Annotated in this window: 16 protein-coding genes; 10 read left to right on the plus strand and 6 right to left on the minus strand. The window is 74.6% G+C overall.

The annotated features are described in order from the left end of the window. The first annotated feature begins 32 nt into the window (after positions 1-32). Both ACQ393_RS02470 and ACQ393_RS02475 read left to right on the plus strand, forming a co-directional pair. Positions 33-1382, plus strand: a complete 1350-nt coding sequence (locus ACQ393_RS02470; RefSeq protein ID WP_430645233.1) for a Gfo/Idh/MocA family protein — start codon at positions 33-35, stop codon at positions 1380-1382. Between the two features lie 60 nt (positions 1383-1442). Continuing rightward, a complete protein-coding gene (locus tag ACQ393_RS02475) occupies positions 1443-2510 on the plus strand; it encodes a DUF2510 domain-containing protein (RefSeq protein WP_430645234.1) in 1068 nt (355 codons plus the stop codon). Positions 2511-2609: 99 nt separating this feature from the next. On the opposite strand, the gene ACQ393_RS02480 is transcribed toward ACQ393_RS02475, so the two are convergent. The 5 genes from ACQ393_RS02480 to ACQ393_RS02500 are packed head-to-tail and all read right to left on the minus strand — an operon-like array spanning position 2610 to position 8575. Beyond that, on the minus strand, positions 2610-3818 hold the full coding sequence (locus ACQ393_RS02480; protein ID WP_430645235.1) for an MFS transporter: 1209 nt from the start codon (positions 3816-3818) through the stop codon (positions 2610-2612). Positions 3819-3826: 8 nt separating this feature from the next. Then, on the minus strand, positions 3827-5404 hold the full coding sequence (locus ACQ393_RS02485) for an aldehyde dehydrogenase (NADP(+)) (RefSeq protein WP_430645236.1): 1578 nt from the start codon (positions 5402-5404) through the stop codon (positions 3827-3829). Then, positions 5401-6513: a mandelate racemase/muconate lactonizing enzyme family protein gene (locus ACQ393_RS02490; RefSeq protein WP_430645237.1), complete on the minus strand. Its 1113-nt coding sequence runs from the start codon at positions 6511-6513 to the stop codon at positions 5401-5403. Before ACQ393_RS02490 ends, ACQ393_RS02485 begins: the two co-directional genes overlap by 4 nt. Then, positions 6510-7508, minus strand: a complete 999-nt coding sequence (locus ACQ393_RS02495; protein ID WP_430645238.1) for a 5-dehydro-4-deoxyglucarate dehydratase — start codon at positions 7506-7508, stop codon at positions 6510-6512. The genes ACQ393_RS02490 and ACQ393_RS02495 overlap by 4 nt, the downstream gene beginning before the upstream one ends. Next, positions 7505-8575 (minus strand): NAD-dependent epimerase/dehydratase family protein, encoded by a 1071-nt coding sequence (locus ACQ393_RS02500; protein WP_430645239.1) that lies wholly within the window; start codon positions 8573-8575, stop codon positions 7505-7507. The genes ACQ393_RS02495 and ACQ393_RS02500 overlap by 4 nt, the downstream gene beginning before the upstream one ends. 202 nt (positions 8576-8777) lie before the next feature. On the opposite strand from ACQ393_RS02500, the gene ACQ393_RS02505 reads away from it, so the two are divergent. After that, positions 8778-9824 (plus strand): LacI family DNA-binding transcriptional regulator, encoded by a 1047-nt coding sequence (locus ACQ393_RS02505; RefSeq protein WP_430645240.1) that lies wholly within the window; start codon positions 8778-8780, stop codon positions 9822-9824. Beyond that, positions 9821-10921, plus strand: a complete 1101-nt coding sequence (locus ACQ393_RS02510; protein ID WP_430645241.1) for a M24 family metallopeptidase — start codon at positions 9821-9823, stop codon at positions 10919-10921. The genes ACQ393_RS02505 and ACQ393_RS02510 overlap by 4 nt, the downstream gene beginning before the upstream one ends. Before the next feature lie 228 nt (positions 10922-11149). On the opposite strand, the gene ACQ393_RS02515 is transcribed toward ACQ393_RS02510, so the two are convergent. Further along, positions 11150-11866: a 4a-hydroxytetrahydrobiopterin dehydratase gene (locus tag ACQ393_RS02515; RefSeq protein WP_430645242.1), complete on the minus strand. Its 717-nt coding sequence runs from the start codon at positions 11864-11866 to the stop codon at positions 11150-11152. 92 nt (positions 11867-11958) lie between these two features. On the opposite strand from ACQ393_RS02515, the gene ACQ393_RS02520 reads away from it, so the two are divergent. The 6 genes from ACQ393_RS02520 to ACQ393_RS02545 all read left to right on the plus strand — a co-directional run bounded on the left by ACQ393_RS02520 (position 11959) and on the right by ACQ393_RS02545 (position 16671). Beyond that, on the plus strand, positions 11959-12417 hold the full coding sequence (locus ACQ393_RS02520) for a VOC family protein (RefSeq protein ID WP_430645243.1): 459 nt from the start codon (positions 11959-11961) through the stop codon (positions 12415-12417). Then, positions 12414-12779: a hypothetical protein gene (locus ACQ393_RS02525; RefSeq protein ID WP_430645244.1), complete on the plus strand. Its 366-nt coding sequence runs from the start codon at positions 12414-12416 to the stop codon at positions 12777-12779. The genes ACQ393_RS02520 and ACQ393_RS02525 overlap by 4 nt, the downstream gene beginning before the upstream one ends. 94 nt (positions 12780-12873) lie before the next feature. Continuing rightward, a complete protein-coding gene (locus ACQ393_RS02530; RefSeq protein ID WP_430645245.1) occupies positions 12874-13866 on the plus strand; it encodes a PmoA family protein in 993 nt (330 codons plus the stop codon). Continuing rightward, entirely contained in the window at positions 13863-14603 is a 741-nt protein-coding gene (locus tag ACQ393_RS02535; RefSeq protein WP_430645246.1) for a cupin domain-containing protein, read from the plus strand. Before ACQ393_RS02530 ends, ACQ393_RS02535 begins: the two co-directional genes overlap by 4 nt. Next, positions 14600-15706 (plus strand): Gfo/Idh/MocA family protein, encoded by a 1107-nt coding sequence (locus tag ACQ393_RS02540; protein ID WP_430645247.1) that lies wholly within the window; start codon positions 14600-14602, stop codon positions 15704-15706. Before ACQ393_RS02535 ends, ACQ393_RS02540 begins: the two co-directional genes overlap by 4 nt. Beyond that, on the plus strand, positions 15703-16671 hold the full coding sequence (locus tag ACQ393_RS02545) for a family 43 glycosylhydrolase (protein WP_430645248.1): 969 nt from the start codon (positions 15703-15705) through the stop codon (positions 16669-16671). The genes ACQ393_RS02540 and ACQ393_RS02545 overlap by 4 nt, the downstream gene beginning before the upstream one ends. The last annotated feature ends 88 nt before the right edge of the window (positions 16672-16759 follow it).

Consider the following 16759-nt stretch of genomic DNA (forward strand, 5'->3'; position numbering starts at 1 on the left):
ACCCGGGAGCAGGACCAGCGAGTGGAGCAGCGATGACGCAGCGGGAACGGTACGGACTCATCGGCGCGGGCAGCCGAGCGGGCATGTACATCGGCGCCATGACGGGCACCGTGCTCGGCGCCGAGCGCGTGCCCGAGGTCGCCGAACTCGTCGCGTGGTCCGACGTGAACCCGGGCCGGCTCGACGTGTACGAGCGCGAGGTCGTCGCGGCGGGGCATCCGTCGCCCGCGCGGTACGCCGTGGACGACCTCGAGCGCATGATCGCCGACGAGCGCCTCGACCGCGTCGTCATCACGACGCCCGACTTCACGCACGCCGAGTTCATCGTGCGCGCGCTGCGCGCGGGCGCCGACGTCGTCGTCGAGAAGCCGCTCACGATCGACGCAGAGAGCGTGCGCCGCATCGGCGCCGCCATCCGCGAGACCGGCCGCGAGGTCATCACGACGTTCAACTACCGCTACAGCCCGCGCAACTCGACCCTCCGTCGCGTGATCGCCGACGGGCGCGTCGGGCAGGTCACGAGCGTGCACTTCGAGTGGGCGCTCGACACCGTGCACGGCGCCGACTACTTCCGTCGCTGGCACCGCGACAAGGCCAACTCGGGCGGGCTGTTCATCCACAAGGCCTCGCACCACTTCGACCTCGTGAACTGGTGGATCGGCGCGGCGCCGGTGCGGGTGTTCGCCAGCGGCGGGCTCCGCTTCTACGGCGCGGAGAACGCCGCGTCGCGCGGGCTCGGCGAGCGGCCGGGCCGCGGCACGGGCGCGGGCGAGGCCGGTGGGCCCTTCTCGCTCGACCTCGCCGCCGACGCGCGCCTCAAGGAGCTCTACCTCGACCAGGAGTACCACGACGGCTACCTCCGCGACCGCGACGTGTTCGACGAGGGCATCACCATCGAGGACAACCTCGCGGCGCTCGTCGACTACGACTCGGGCGCGACGCTCAGCTACTCGCTGAACGCGCACGCGCCATGGGAGGGGTACCGGGTCACGGTCAACGGCACCGAGGGTCGCGCCGAGCTCGAGGTGGTCGAGCGCGGCGCGGTGCTCATCGGCGAGGACGGCCGCGTCGTCGTCGACCCGAGCATGCACCCCGACCACTCGCCGGTCGACGAGGTGCGGCCGGACTCCGAGCGGCTCGTGCTGCAGCGGCACTGGGAGGGCGCGCAGGTCGTGCCGATCCCCGAGGGCATCGGCAGCCACGGCGGCGGCGACGCGTACCTGCTGCAGCACCTGTTCGACCGGGTGACGGACGACGCGCCCCTCGGCCGGGTCGCCGGCTACGCCGACGGCGTGCGCGCCGTCTCGGTCGGCATCGCCGGGAACCGGTCGCTCGAGACGGGCGAGCCGGTGCGGATCGCGGACCTCGACCTGGGCGTCTGAGCCGCCCCGCGGGGCTAAATACCCGAGCGGATGCCTCGGGGCGCTGCGATCATCGCCGACATGGGGGATCCGACGAGCGCGCCCGCGGGGTGGTACGACGACGGGCGCGGACAGCAGCGGTACTGGGACGGCGCGCAGTGGACCGAGCACACCGCACCGCTCCCCGAGGCGGCGACGCGACCGTACGACGCCGCGGAACTCGGCAGTGACCGGTCGTCGTCGCCGTACGCCGACACGACCCCGTTCGCGGGGCTGCCGACCGGCGGACCGGCCGGACCGGGCGGCGTCCCGCCCGCGGGATACGAGGGGCACCGGACGTACGGCGCGTACGGGGGAGCGGCGGCCGGGCCGGGCGTGCCGGGTCCGGCACCGGACGCCGAGGGCACCAACGTGCTCGGCATCATCGCACTCGTGGTCGCCGCGGTCGGCTTCGTGTTCGCGTGCATCCCGTTCGTGCAGGTCGTCGGGTTCATCCTCTTGCCGATCGCGTTCGTGCTCGCGATCGTCGCGCTCTTCATGAAGGGCCGGAAGTGGCCGGCGATCACCGGCCTCATCCTGTCGGTCGTCGGCGGCATCGTCGGCGCGATCGTGTTCGCCGTCGTGGCGTTCGGCGTGTTCGGGCAGATCGTCGACTCGGGTGTCATCCAGGATGAGATCGACCGCCAGCTCGAGGAGGAGTTCGGCGAACCGACGGCGCCGGCGAGCGAGGAGCCCGGCGCCGGGGCCGGGGAGGGTCAGGTGCTCGCCTTCGGCGAGACCATGGTGTGGAGCAACGGCGTCTCGATGATCGTGTCCGAGCCGGAGCCGTTCACGCCGTCCGACCTGTCGGCGGGCGCCGATCAGGCCGTCGACCTCGTCTTCACGCTGACGATCACGAATGACTCGACCGAGAACGTGCAGCCCGTCGTGTTCTCGCGGCTCGCGTCCGGCGGGACCGAGGCGACACGGATCTTCGACGTCGGCGCCGAGGGCGGCCAGGTCGGCATCCCGCCGACCACGGCGATCCTGCCCGGATCGTCGATCACGTGGAGCGAGGCGTGGTCGGTCGCCGACGAGGCTTCCCTCACGATGCAGACCGCCCCGTCGTTCGAGTACGAGGACGTGGTCTTCACCAACGTTCCGCAGTAGGGCGCGCGCGCGACCCCATCCACCGCGAAGTTCCGGACGACATGGTCGTCCGGAACTCGCAGCCGGAGCCGTGCCGGGGTCGGTCGCGAGGGCATACGGTCACGGCTGCGCGTCGTCGGCGGCACGGGAGGGTGGGTCGCCGGAGCGGTCGATGGCGGGGGCGCCGGCCGGGTAGGCGAGGAGCATCGCGCCGGAGGCGATCCAGACGACCCCGATCGCGACGATGAGCGCCTCGGCGCCGACTCCGGCGGCGAGCCCGGCGACGGCGGCGCCCGCGGCGGCGGCCGCCGCCCGAAGGCCGGCACCGACGGTGAAGACCTGGGAGCGCAGCGCCGGCGGACTCTGCTGCTTGCGGATCAGGAGCATCGCGGCCGCGCTCGGCGCGGTGAAGAGGCCCGACGCGCCGATCGCGGCGATCGCCCAGGCCGGACCGAGGTCGGCGGCGGCGACGACCGTGCACAGTCCGGTCGCGGCGAAGCCCCAGCCCATCATCCATTCGGGCGGCCGGCGGGGTGGCCGCCGCGAGTTCCACAGCGCACCGAGGAGCCCGCCGATCGCGAACGAGGTCACGATGATCGCGCCCTCGCCGGCGTCGCCGGTCCGGGCGACCGACAGCGCGACCGCGGCGATCGCGAGCCCGCCGGAGCCGAACTGGCTGAGCGTGCCGCTCCAGGTGACCACTGCGAGCGGGCGGTGCGTCCCGATGTGGCGGAACCCGGCGGCGATCGTGCCGAGGAACGACGGCCGCTCGTGCGGCGACGCGGCGGCCGGCCGGAGCCGCAGCGGCACGGTGCCGACGGCGCCCGCCAGTGCGCTCACGGCCATGACGATCGTGGCGATGCGCGCCGAGCCGAGCGCCGCCGCCGCGGCGACCACGGCCGGCCCGGCGACCGCGCCGAGGTTGTAGGCCAGCGCATCGATCGCGTACGCGCGTCGCTCGTCGGGGATGCCCTCGGTCACGAAGCTCGACAGCCCGCCGAAGACGAACGGCGTGACGAAGCCCGCCGCGACGAGCGCGATCGCGACGGCCCAGGCCGGCACCGGCCCGAGGAACGCCGCGAACGCGTACGCCGCGGCGATGACGAGCCCGGCCCCCGCGACGAGCGCGCCGGGTCGACGGCTCCGGTCGAGCATCGCGCCGGCGATCGGCGCGGCGACGATGCTCGGCCCGAGGGCGGCGGACGCCAGCAGTCCGCCGACCGCGACGCCGACGCCCTGCTCGACCGCGAGGACCGGGATCGCGATCGTGATCCCGCCGACGGCGAGTCGGGGCGGGGTCGCGGCGAGGAGGTAGGAGGCGACGCCCACGCGGTGGCTCAGCCGGCCGCCGGCGCGTGCCCGGCGCGAGCACCGGCAGCCGTGGCGTCCGCATCGGCTCGGGCGTCGCCGGGCAGCACGAGCACCCCGTCGACGCGACGCGGGATGGCGCGCGGGTTGCCGTCGCGGAGCTCAGGCGGCAGCGCGGCATGCGGGGCGTCCTGGAATGCGATGGGCCGCAGGAACCGGCGGAGCGCGCTCACGCCGACCGACGTGTGGATCGAGGTGGTCGATGGCCACGGCCCGCCGTGCTGCTGGGCCCAGCTCACGGCGACGCCCGTCGGCCAGCCCGAGAAGAGCACGCGGCCCGCGACCTCCGAGAGCACCTCGACGATCGGGGCGAGCTCGTCGCCCGGCTGGGCGTGCACGGTGGCCGTGAGGCTGCCGCCCACCGCACGGACGGCGGCGAGGGCGTCGGCGACATCCGTGTACTCGACGATCAGGGTCGACGGCCCGAAGCACTCGTGGAACAGGGCGCCCGGGTCGGCGATCACGGCGGCGGTCGTGGTGCGCAGCACGACGGGCGATCCCGTGCCGACCTGCTGCGCGGTCGGATCGCTGGCGACCACCTCGACGTCGTCGCGAGCGGCGAGTCCGGCGACGCCCGACGCGAAGGCCGCCGCGATGCCCTCGGTGAGCATGGTCGCCGGGCCGGCGGACGCCCCGTCGACCGCCGCACGCACGCGCTCGCCGAAGCCCGCACCGGCGGGCGCGAGCACCACGCCCGGGTTCGTGCAGAACTGCCCGACGCCGAGCGTGAACGAGCCCGCGAGGCCGGCCGCCAGATCGTCCGCGCGCGCGTCGATCGCGGCGGGCGTGATCAGCACGGGGTTCACGGCGCTGAGCTCGCCGTAGAACGGGATGGGGTCGGGGCGCTGCTGCGCGAGGTCGAACAGCGCGCGCCCGCCGGCGAGCGAACCGGTGAAGCCGACCGCTCGGACCTCGGGGTGCTGCACGAGCGCGACCCCGGTCTCGTGGCCGGTGACGTGTCCGAAGATCCCGTCGGGGGCGCCGGCGGCGACGAGTGCGCCGGCGACGACGTCGGCCGTGCGTGCGGACAGGCGCGCGTGGGCGGGGTGGCCCTTCACGATGACCGGGCAGCCGGCCGCGAGCGCCGAGGCGGTGTCGCCGCCCGCGACGGAGAACGCGAACGGGAAGTTCGAGGCGCCGAACACGGCGACCGGGCCGAGCGGACGCAGCATGCGGCGGAGGTCCGGGCGCGGCGGGATGGTCGTGCCGTCGGGGTGGTCGATCGTCGCCTCGAGGTAGGAGCCCTCGAGGATCGCGTCGGCGAAGAGGCGCAGCTGCGCGGTGGTGCGCGCCACCTCGCCGTTCAGTCGCGCCGCGCCGAGGTGGGTCTCCTCGTCGGCGATCGGCACGAGCTCGTCGCGGGCGGCGTCGAGGGCGTCGGCGGCGGCGCGCAGCCAGCTCGCGCGCTCGGCGGCGGTCGAGGCGACCGTGATCGCGAACGCGCGGCGCGCCGCGGCGACCACCGCGTCGAGCTCGTCGCGCGTCGTATCGGCGGGTGCGGCGACGGTGCGGGCGTGTCCGGCGGTCTCGGTCTCGGTCTCGGTCACTGGTCCTCCGTGGGTGAGACGGATGCCGCGGCATCCGTGAGCTCGTCTGAAAAGCGTATGCCCAGGCCCGGCTGCCCGGTCGTGGACACCGTGGCGCCCGAGACGGCCACGGGCGACGGCGCGTCGAGTGCGCCGAGCGCGGCGAAGGAGGCATCCTCGACGGACTCGACGAGGTGCTCGCCGGGCAGCGCGAGCGCGAGCTGCGCGGAGAGCTCGAGCAGCAGGTGCGGCGCGAGGCCGACGCCGCGGGCGGCGGCGAGGTCGGCGATCCGGAGGAACGGCGTGATTCCGCCGACCCGCACCGCGTTCGGCTGTACGAGGTCGACGGCGCCGGCGTCGATGAACTCGGCGAACCGGTAGCGCGTGTGCACGTTCTCGCCGAGCGCGACGGGCACCTCGATGCGGCGGCGCAGCTCGACGTGCGCGGGCAGGTCGTCGGCGCGGAGCGGCTCCTCGACCCAGGCGAGGTCGAACACCGACAGCTCGCCGATGGCGCGCTCGGCCTGCTCGAGGCTCCAGCGCTGGTTCGCGTCGATCATGAGCCCGCGGTCGGAGCCGAGCACCTCGCGCACCGCCGCGATCCGCTCGACGTCGCGCGCGAGGTCGGGGCTGCCGACCTTGACCTTCACGGCGTCGAAGCCCGCGTCGACCCAACGGCCGGCCTGCGAGACGAGCTCGTCGAGGGGGTAGTGGAGGTTCACGCCGCTGCCGTACACGGTCGCGGTCTCGTGGCGCCGGCCGACGAGGTCGGTGAGCGTCCGCCCGGCGCGCCGGCCGGCGAGGTCCCACAGCGCGAGGTCGAGGCCCGCCATCGCGATCGTCGTGATGCCGCCGCTGCCGCCCTCGTGCAGGTGCGTCCAGAGCGGGTCCCACAGGGCGGATGCCTCGGCCTCGCGCCCTCGCGCGAAGTCGGAGATGTCGTGGTCGAGGTGCGCCCGCACGGCCGCGGCGCCGATCGAGGGCGTCCACGAGAAGCCCCAGCCGACGGCGCCGTCGGAGTCCTCGACCGCGACCTCGATCACCGAGAGGTCGCGGACGTCCGGCCCCCACGCCCGGAGCAGCGGGATGCGGATCGGGCGCGTCGCGATGCGCGCGATGGTCGCCGTCACCGCGACGCGGCCCCCGCGGCATCCGCCAGTGCCGTCGACGGGCACGTCGACGCGGCCGGACGCGTGCCGCCGAGCTCGACGAGCGCGAGCCCGCAGTCGAGGATCGCCGCGAGGCGCCGCTCCTGCTCGGACGTCGGGTCGACGAGCGGCGGACGCACCGACCCGACCGGCAGGCCGCGCAGCCGCAGGCCGGCCTTGATGAGCGACACCCCGAAGCCCGGTGTCTCGTCGCGCAGGCGCACGAGGGGCGTGTAGAACTCGCGCAGCAGCGACAGCCGCGTCGCCTCGTCGCCGTCGACGTACGCCCGGTAGTGCAGCGCCGCGAGCTCGGGGATCATCGCGAACGCGGCCGACGAGTACAGCGGGATGCCGATGCCGCGGTACGCGCCCTGGCTGAGCTCGGCGGTGAGCAGGCCGTTGAAGAACGCCCAGTCGTCGCGCCCGGCGGCCTCGGCGGCGAGCACGATCTCCTGCGCGAGGCCGATGTCGCCCGTGCCGTCCTTGAAGCCGACGACCTTCGGGTTCGCGGCGAGGCGGGTGATCGCGTCGGCCGAGTACCGCGCGGTGCCGCGGTGGTAGACGATGACGGGCAGGTCGGATGCCGCGGCGACGGCCTCGACCCAGGCGACGAGCCCGTCGGTCGTGCCCGACACGAGGTAGGGCGGCAGGAGCAGCAGCCCGTCGGCGCCGGCCTCGGCCGCCCCGCGGGCGAGCTCGATCGCGTGGCCGAGCGGACCGCCCGCGCCCGCGATCACGGGCACGCGGCCCGCGACGACGTCGACGCTCGTGCGCACGACGTCGATGGCCTCGCGCGCCGACAGTGCGTGGAACTCGCCCGTGCCGCACGCCGGGAACACCCCGCCCGGGCCGAACGGCAGGCGCGTCTCGAGGTGCTCGCCGAGCACGTCGAGGTCGACGCGGCCGTCGGCGTCGAACGGCGTGACCGGGAAGAACAGCACCCCGTCGAAGTCGAGGCGGCGGGTGGGGGCGGTCATGCGGTCCTCGTTCCGGTGGTGGCGGCGGCGGTGTCGGTGGCGGGGGCGGCCGGGGTGGTCCCCTCCGCCGTGTGATGCAGTTCGCGCCGAGTGATACCGGTGGGCCGGTCGGTCTCGGCGAGAGCGGTAACACTCGGCGTGGGGTGGGCGGGGGCGGCGTCGCCGGGTGCGGCGGCGGGGCCGGATGCCGCGGCGGCGGCGAGCTCGGAGCGCCAGTCGCGGGTCGGCGACCAGCCGAGCCGATCCCGTGCCTTCGCGACAGAGAAGACGGGCGCGGTACCCGTGAGGTCGTCGGCGGCCGGCCCGAGCGCCGGCGCGAACTCGCGCCACAGCTCGGCGACGGGCCGCTCGGCCAGCGCGTCGGCGGCTCCGACGAAGAAGCCCTCGCCGTCGATCGCATCGGCCGGCGCGGCGAGCCAGGCGTCGACGAACCCGGCGACGTCGCGCGCGTCGACGTAGTTGAAGAGGCTCACCGCCGCGAGGGCGGGGTCGGCGAGCCGCTCGGCGACGGTGTGGCCCTGCTGGGTGGGCGCGCCCGCCCATTCCTCGGGCGAGATCACGTAGCAGGGGCGGAAGAACCCGAACGCGCCGGGCGCGGTGCGCGCGAACATCCGCACGGTCTCCTCGATGACGACCTTCGACAGGGCGTAGGCATTCGCCGGCGCGAGCGGATGCGTCTCGTCGATCGGCACCGCGGTGGCCCGCCACGAGGGGGAGGAGTACCCGATCGGCGTCGGGCTCGACGCGGCGAGCACGCGACCGACCCGAGCGGATGCCGCGGCGGCGAGCACGTCGTGCGCGAGCGCCGTGTTCGTGAGCAGGATGTCGCGCTCAGGTGCGCTGAACGGCACCGCGATGCCGGCGAGGTGCACGAGCGCGTCGGGGCGGAGCTCGTCGAGCGCGTGGGCTGCCGCGCCGAGCGCGGCGAGGTCGACGGTCCGCTCGTCGACGCCCTCGAGGCCGGCCGGGGTGCGATCGAGACCGATCACCTCGTGCCCGGCGGCGGCGAGGCCGCTCGCGAGCGAACGGCCGAGGCGGCCGGACGATCCGGTGACGACGACGCGCATCCGAGCTCCATTCCGGGATTTGAGAAACCGATTTCTCGGCGCTAGCCTAGGCTAGGAGCGAGGATCAGGGCAACTTGATCGCTCGACTGAGGAACCGATTTCTCGGCGCGCAGGCGCGCGCCGGCAGACCGAGCAGGCGACGGGTTCGAAACACGGCGTGAGCGGGCGGGCGACGCGCGCCGCGGCATCCGGAAGGGGACGCATGGGCGACCGCAGCAGGGGAGTGACGATCTCGGACGTCGCCACGCACGCCGGGGTGTCGCCGGCGTCGGTGTCGCGCGTGCTGAACGGCCGGGCGAGCGTCGACCCCGATATCGTGCGGCGCGTGCAGGCCTCGATCGCGACGCTCGGCTACGCGCCGAGCGCCACGGCCCGAAGCCTCGTGAGCGGACGCAACGCGACCGTCGCGATGGTCGTGCCCGACCTCGGGAATCCGCTGTTCCAGGGCATCCTCAAAGGCCTCAGCCTCGCTGCCGCCGACGACGGCTATCGCGTGCTCCTCGCCGACACCGCCGAGCGCGTCGAGGACGAGGAGACCACGGCCATCGAGGCGCGCCAACGGTGCGACGCGCTCGTGCTGTGCGCGCCGCGCATGCCGGAGGCGAAGCTGCGCCGGCTCGTCGAGCGCGTGGCACCCGTCGTGGTCGTGAACCGCCCGCTGCCCGACCTCGCCGTGCCGATCGTGGGCGTCGATTACGTCCGGGGCATCCGCGACCTCGTGGAGCACCTCGTCGGGCTCGGGCACCGGCACCTCGCCTACGTCGCCGGCCCCGAGACGAGCGCCTCGAACGCCGAGCGGGTGCGCGGGGTCGAGGAGGCGGTGGCGATGCATCCGTCGGTGCGGATCGAGCGCATCGCGGGCGGGTCGCGCCCGGAGGACGGCGAGGCCGTCGCGCCGGCCGTCGTCGACGCGCACCGGGCGGGCGTCACCGCAGTGCTCGCGTTCAACGACCTCGTCGCGCTCGGCCTGCTCACGCGGCTCCGAGAGCTCGGCGTCGACGTGCCGGGCGAGCTGTCGGTCGCCGGCTTCGACGACGTGCCGATGGCGCGCTACGCGACGCCGCGCCTCACGAGCATGTCGGTGCCGCGCACCGAGCTCGGCGCGCAGGTGTGGGCGCGGCTGCGCACGCTGATCGCCGGGGGACCGGTCGAGCACACCATGCTGTACCGGCCGCGCCTCGAGGCGAGGGAGAGCACGGCCGCGCCATCGGCGCGGCCGGCGGCGGCTGCGGGCGGAGCGTCGGCGTGAGCGGGCTCGCGCCCGCGGCATCCGCCCTCGGAATCGATCGGGCCGCCAAGCGCGCCCGCGTGCTCGGCCTGCTCGAGCGGCGGGGCGCCTCCGCGCTCGTGCTGCGGTCGCACACCGCCGTGTCGTGGTACCTCGACGGCGCGCGCACGCACGTGTCGCTCGCGGGCGACCCGATCGCCGCGATCGTGGTGCGGCCCGGCGGCGACGCGCTGCACGTGTTCGCGAACGAGGCCGAGCGGATGCTCGCCGAGGAGCTCGGCGACGTCTCGGACCTCGAGGTGGTTCGCGTGCCGTGGCACGAGCCGCTCGTCGCGCCGGTCGAGGGCGCCCTCGACGAGCCGGATGCCGCGGTCGACCTGCGCGCGGCGCGCGCCTCACTGCTCCCCGCCGAACTCGCGCGCTTGCGCGCCCTCTGCCGCGACGTCGCCGAGGTGCTGACGGATGCCGCGCTCGCCGCGTCGCCCGAGGAGCCCGAGACCGCCGTGGCCGGGCGCCTCGCGGGCGACCTGGCGGCGCGCGGGATCGACCCGCTCGTGACCCTCGTCGCCGGACGTTCCCGGCTGGCCCACCGGCATCCGCTGCCCACCGGTTCGGCGCTCGGCGACCGCGCCATGCTCGTCGTCTGCGGCCGGCGCCACGGGCTCATCGCGAACGCGACGCGATGGCTGCGGTTCTCGCCGGCCCGTGCTGGTGCTGCCGCCGAAGCGGATGCCGCGCGGCGCATCCTCGACGTCGAGGCCGCCTTCCTCGACGCCGCGGTGCCCGGTGCCGAGCTCGGCGACGTCTTCGCGGCCGGCGCCGCCGCCTACGCGTCGCACGGCTTCGACCCGCACGAATGGACGCGGCACCACCAGGGCGGCGCTGCCGGCTACGCCGGCCGCGACCCGCGCGCCGTTCCCGGCATCGACGACGTCGTGCAGCTCGGCCAGGCCTTCGCCTGGAACCCGACCGCGCCCGGTGCGAAGGTCGAGGACACCGTGCTCGTCGCACCCGACGGCATCGAGGTGCTCACGGTCGATCCGCGCTGGCCGACGATCCGCGTCGCCGGTCGCGAACGCCCGGTCGAGCTCGAGCGACCGGGGCCGGCGTCGCGCTGAGGGTCCCCTCATCGGGACTGCTTCGCGGGGGCCGGCGGTCGTCATTCGCGGATGTCGTCACGATTGGCGGGTTCGAAGCCCATTGCACCCGCACAACCTGACGACAACCGCATCCGCCGATCCACCGTGCCGGTCCTCCCAGCCGGTCCCACTGCGGCACGACATCGCGGCGGCCGACGAGAGGCTGCGACGCTCGACGAGCCGCGGCTTCGTGAGCCGGGCGAGGGCTCAGCGCGCCGACGCGGCTGCCGCGTCGGTGCAGATGACGCCGGTGTTGCCATCCTGGTCGGCGATGACGGTGAGGGACGGCGCTTCACGGTCATCGACGACGGTTCCTCCCGCGGCGACGGCCGCGGCGATGCGCTGCTCGAGCACCTCGGGCGCCACGTAGACCTCGACGTGGAACCGTTGCCGGGCACCGGCGGACGCGGCGGCGTCATCGGCATCGCCGAACCAGAGGTGCGGCACGCGTCCGGTGGGGTCGCGGATCTCGTCGCTCGGCGACCCGTGGCCCTGCGACTCGGCGTGCCCGGTCAGCAGGGCCGCCCACACCGGGGCGATGGTCGCGGAGCGCGCGGTGTCGAGGCCGAGTTCGACCATGCTGACCGAGCTCGGCTCCGCGTCGATCCCGTGGTCGGCGGCGACCTCGCTGATCCGCCGGGCGAGGTCGACGTCCTGCTGCGTCACCCATTCGACGAGGTGCTCGACGCCCTCGTCGTCGCGGTAGACGGCGTCGGTGCTCACCAGCTGGAGGTCGATCCAGCCGTCGCAGATCGACACGCGGGGGTGGTGTCCGATCGCATCGCCCGCCTCGCCCACACCTGCGACGAACCGCGCGGCGGTGGCGAAGTCGCCGACGAGGTAGCGCGCATGCAGCGCCTGGGCCAGCTTGCGCCAGTCGGTCAGTCCCGCTGCCGCGATCTCGCCGCTTCTCAGCATGTCCATCGTCGAGTTCTCCCTCGGTTCGGCATACTCCGGCGACCCGGAACGGACCCCCTCGAATGGTGGCATGGCCGTGATCAGGACACAATGCGAGCATGTCCGATGCCGCCACCCGCGATCGTGCCGTCCCGAACCTGCCGTCGAGCGATCTCGACGCGACCGAGGAGTTCTACGTCCGCCTCGGCTTCACGCGGAGCTTCCGCGATGACGGATGGATGATCCTGCGCCGCGGCGACGTGCAGCTCGAGTTCTTCCCGTGGCCCGGGCTCGATCCGGCGACGAGCGCGAGCCGGTGCACCGTCCGGGTCGCCGATGTCGACGAGCTGGCGGCCGCCGTCGTCGCGGCCGGGGTGCCGGTCGCCGAGGCGGGCTTCCCGCGCCTGCACGAGGTGCGGCCGCGGGAGTGGGGACTGCGTGCAGGGCATCTCGTCGATCCCGACGGCAACCTGCTGACCCTCATCGAGGAGCGACCGCGAGGCGTCGGGACGGATGACCCGGTGGGGGACGCCGCAGGGGAGCCCGTCGGACGCCCCGGCCGTACGCTGGATCCGTGAATCCCGACTGGATCGAGCACCGGCGCGGCGTCGACGGCGAGCTGCTCGGCTGGATGGAGCCGGTGGGCGAGGGGTTCGTCGCGATCGACCTGCTCGGCCGGCAGCGGACGCCGCCGCTCGACTGGCTCGCGGCGGAGGAGGCGCTCGAGGCGCTCGGGATCGGCTACCTCGGCGATCCCTACGAGCTCGAACTCGAGTCGGGCGAGTGGCTTCGCGTGCGGATCATCGAGGCGTCGCCCCGCGGCATCCGAGTCAAGAAGGACGATTGGGGCGCCGTCGGCGTCGGGGCGCCCCGGCGATTCTTCGCCCTCGAGTTCCCGGCACCCGCCCGGTTGCGGCCGTTCGTGCGCGATGCGCACTGACGGTGTACGCTCGGGATAGCGCTTTCCCACGCAGCCCGGCGCCAGCGTGCGCCGCGCGCGCACTCCGGATCGACGACGAACCCGAAGGAGCCCGATGCCCGACCTCCGCATCGACCGCGACGCCGACCGCCTGCTGATCCGCACGGGCGCCGCGGTGCTCGCCGAGTACGTCTTCCTCCCCGACCACCCGACGTTCGAGTCGCCGCGCCCGTACTTCAGCCCGATCCGCACGCTCGGCGGCGAGACCGTGAGCCTCTACCGCCCGCACGACCACGTCTGGCACAAGGGCATCGCGTGGTCCCTCCCGGTCGTCGGCGACGAGAACTTCTGGGGCGGCCCGACGTTCGTGCGAGGCGAGGGCTACGTGCAGCTGCCCAACAACGGCGAGCAGCGGCACGTCGGCTTCGAGGCCGACGAGCTCGAGGCGACGGATGCCGCGGCCGGCGGCGGCACCGACGGCGCCGTCGCCCGCGCGCGCGAGCGCCTCGACTGGGTCGCCCGGGCCGGCGAGACGATCCTCGCCGAGGAGCGCGTGCTCGCGGCATCCGTTCTGGACGATGACGCCTGGCTGCTCGGCTTCGCGACCGCGCTGACGAACACGATCGGCCGCGCCATCCCGATCGGCTCGCCCACGACGCGCGGCCGCGACAACGCCGGCTACGGCGGCCTGTTCTGGCGCGGCCCGCGCTCGTTCACGGGCGGACGGGTGCTCGCTCCCGGGGTCGCCGGCGGCGACGAACTGCGCGGGACGCGCGCGCCGTGGATGGGCTTCACGGGCCGGCACGATGAGACGGGTACGTCCTCCACGATCGTGATGGTCGACGACCCCGGCAACCTGCAGCACCCGCCCCAGTGGTTCGCGCGCAGCGAGGAGTTCGCGTGCCTGTGCCCCGCACCGTTCTTCAGCGAGGAGCACGTGATCGAGCCCGGCGCGACCATGGCCCTGCGCTACGGCGTCGTGATCGCGGACGGCGCGTCCGACCCCGAGCGCGCGGCCGAGCTCGCCGCGCGTGCCGCCGAACGGCTGCCCGCACTGCTCGGTCCTGCGGCCGCGACCGCGACCCCCGGCGACCGGGGCACGCCGTGACCGCGCCCGGCTTCCCCGGCGCGACCTCGGTCAGCGCGCTCGAGGTCTACGACGGCGTCGCGGCCGACGGGCTCGCCGGGGGCACCCCGCACCTGCACCTCGTCTCGGCCGAGGCGTACCTCGTCGTCGGCGGTCGCGGCCGGCTGCACACGATCGACGGCGCCGGCGCGTTCGCCGAGCGCGCGCTCGCGGCCGGCGACCTCGTGTGGTTCGCGCCGGGCGTGATCCACCGTGCCGTCAACGACGGCGTCCTCGAGGTCCGCGTCATCATGCAGAACGCCGGGCTCCCCGAGGCGGGCGACGCCGTCATGACGTTCCCCGACGAGGTGCTCGCCGACCCCGAGCGGTACGCGGATGCCGCGGCACTTCCCGGCCCCGAGGCATCCGACGCCGACCGACTCGCCGCCGCGCACACGCGGCGCGATCTCGCCGTCGAGGGGTACCTGGCGCTCTTCGGGGAGGACGGCAGCGTCGACCCCGAGCGGCTCGCACGCCTGCACGCGCGCGCGGCGGCGCTCGTGCGTCCGCGCGTCGCCGACTGGCGCGCCGGCTGGGAGGCCGGCGCGCTCGCCGCCGCCCGCGAGACCGGGCACCGCCTCGACGCGCTCGAGAGCTCGGGCGAGGCGGGCCTCGCCGAGGCGCGCGTGGCCGAGGCATCCGTCGCCCCCGCCTACGGCATGTGCGGGCTGCTGCGACGCTACGACACCACGACCCACCACCCGCAGGGAGAACGATGACGGCCCCCGAACGCCCGACCACCCCGCTCCGAGCCGCGATCGTCGGCACGGGGGCCATCGCCGACGCGCACGCGCAGGCGCTCCGCGCCACGCCCGACGGCGAGCTCGTCGCGGTGATCGACCGCGACCTCTCCCGCGCGCAGGCGTTCGCCGATCGATGGGGCGGGCCCGCTGTCGCCGATTCGCTCGAGGCGCTCCTCGCCACCGGCGCCGTCGACGTGCTGCACGTCTGCACCCCGCCCGGCGTGCACGCCGAGCAGGCGATCGCCGCCCTCGACGCGGGCGTCCACGTCGTGTGCGAGAAGCCCGCCGCGCTCGCGCTCGACGAGCTCGATGCGATGACGGCTGCCGCGTCCCGCAACGACCGGCGCCTGGCCGTCGTGTTCCAGCAGCGCACCGGAACCGCCGCAGCGCACGTCAAGGGACTGCTCGAGTCGGGCGCGCTCGGCCGGCCGCTCGTCGCGACCTGCCAGACGCTCTGGTACCGCGCGCCCGAGTACTTCGCGGTGCCGTGGCGCGGCAAGTGGGCGACCGAGGGCGGCGGGCCGACGCTCGGCCTCGGCATCCACCAGATCGACCTGCTCGCGTGGCTCCTCGGCGACTGGGCGAGCGTCAACGGGCAGCTCTGGCGGCTCGCGCGCGAGACCGAGATGGAGGACGTCTCGACCGCGACCGTCGCGTTCGAGAACGGCGTCGTCGCGTCGGTGATCACGAGCGCCCTGTCGCCCCGCGAGACCAGCTCGATCCGCATCGACGCCGAGCTCGCGACCGTCACGGTCGACCACCTCTACGGCCACGGGCACGAGCACTGGCGCATCACGCCCGCGCCGGCCGTCGACCCGGCCGTCGTCGACGCGTGGTCGGCGCTGCCCGCCGACGAGGAGCCGAGCGGCCACGACCCGCTCGTGCGCGACATCTACCGCGCGCTCGCCACCGGTGCGCCGCTGCCCTCGACGGCGGCCGACCCGGCTCGCTCGTTCGAGATCGTCACGGCGATCTACTCGTCGGCCACGAGCGGACGCACGGTCGAGCGCGCGTCGCTGCGCGACGACGCCGCCCGGATGCGCAGCCTCGAGAGCCCGATCGTCGACCTGCGCACGTGACGCCGCTGCCCGACGACGACGCCCTCTTCCACGACCCGGTGCACGACGGGGCGACCGATCCGACCGTGATCCGCCACCACCTGACGGGGGAGTGGTGGATGTACTACACGCAGCGGCGGGCGTCGGTCGACGAGCCGGGCGTCGCGTGGGTGCACGGCACCCGCATCGGCGTCGCGCGCTCGGCCGACGGCCGCCGGTGGCGATACGCCGGAACGGTCGACGACCTGCAGCTCGGCGACGACGACGGCACGTGGAACGAGACGCACTGGGCCCCCGAGGTGATCTTCGACGGCTCGCGGTATCGCATGTACCTCACCGTGATCGAGGGCGTCCCCGACCGGTGGGAGGGGCACGCGCGCCGCATCGTCGAGTACTCGAGCGACGACCTCGCGACCTGGCGGCTGGTCGGCGAGATCCCGCTCAGCTCCGATCGCGTGATCGACGCGTGCGTCGCGCGCTGCCCCGACGGGCGCTGGCGCATGTGGTTCAAGGACGAGGCGGATGACTCGACCACGTGGGTCGCGGCGAGCGCCGACCTCGCGCCGGGCTCCTGGCGCGTCGAGGGCCGCGCGATCGGCGGGCGTGCGCACGAGGGGCCGAACGTGTTCGAGCTCGGCGGCTGGTGGTGGATGCTCGTCGACGAGTGGCGGGGCATGGGCGTGCACCGGTCGGCCGACGCCGTGACGTGGGAACGCCAGGGCGGGCCCGACGACGTGATCCTCGGCGCGCCCGGTCGGCGGCGCGGCGACGCGACATTCGGGCGGCACGGCGACGTCGTGGTCGGCCGCGGCCGCGGCATCCTGTTCTACTTCACGCACCCGCACTGGGACGGGTCGGAGCTGGGGTCGACGGATGCCGCGGCCGCGCGCCGCAGTGCGATCTTCGCCGTGCCGCTCGAGGTCGTCGACGGCGTGCTGACCTGCGACCGGGACGCCACGGCCGATCTCGGTTCGATCACGGATTGAAACGATTTTCCTCGCCGCATTGACCATTCGCGACGATGGGGCTACATTTGGGGAAGCGCTTTCCCACCCAGCGTGACTTGCACCAGGC

Origin of the sequence: Agromyces sp. GXS1127 (genome assembly GCF_050565425.1) — a bacterium.
Classification (GTDB): Bacteria; Actinomycetota; Actinomycetes; order Actinomycetales; family Microbacteriaceae; genus Agromyces.

What these genes read in the sequence shown, in the direction of transcription:
- ACQ393_RS02475 (WP_430645234.1), top strand. Translation starts at nt 1,443, where the DNA reads ATGGGGGATCCGACGAGCGCGCCCGCGGGGTGGTACGACGACGGGCGC.
- ACQ393_RS02500 (WP_430645239.1), bottom strand. Translation starts at nt 8,575, where the DNA reads ATGCGCGTCGTCGTCACCGGATCGTCCGGCCGCCTCGGCCGTTCGCTC.
- ACQ393_RS02470 (WP_430645233.1), top strand. Translation starts at nt 33, where the DNA reads ATGACGCAGCGGGAACGGTACGGACTCATCGGCGCGGGCAGCCGAGCG.
- ACQ393_RS02495 (WP_430645238.1), bottom strand. Translation starts at nt 7,508, where the DNA reads ATGACCGCCCCCACCCGCCGCCTCGACTTCGACGGGGTGCTGTTCTTC.
- ACQ393_RS02530 (WP_430645245.1), top strand. Translation starts at nt 12,874, where the DNA reads ATGCCCGACCTCCGCATCGACCGCGACGCCGACCGCCTGCTGATCCGC.
- ACQ393_RS02505 (WP_430645240.1), top strand. Translation starts at nt 8,778, where the DNA reads ATGGGCGACCGCAGCAGGGGAGTGACGATCTCGGACGTCGCCACGCAC.
- ACQ393_RS02515 (WP_430645242.1), bottom strand. Translation starts at nt 11,866, where the DNA reads ATGGACATGCTGAGAAGCGGCGAGATCGCGGCAGCGGGACTGACCGAC.
- ACQ393_RS02540 (WP_430645247.1), top strand. Translation starts at nt 14,600, where the DNA reads ATGACGGCCCCCGAACGCCCGACCACCCCGCTCCGAGCCGCGATCGTC.
- ACQ393_RS02520 (WP_430645243.1), top strand. Translation starts at nt 11,959, where the DNA reads ATGTCCGATGCCGCCACCCGCGATCGTGCCGTCCCGAACCTGCCGTCG.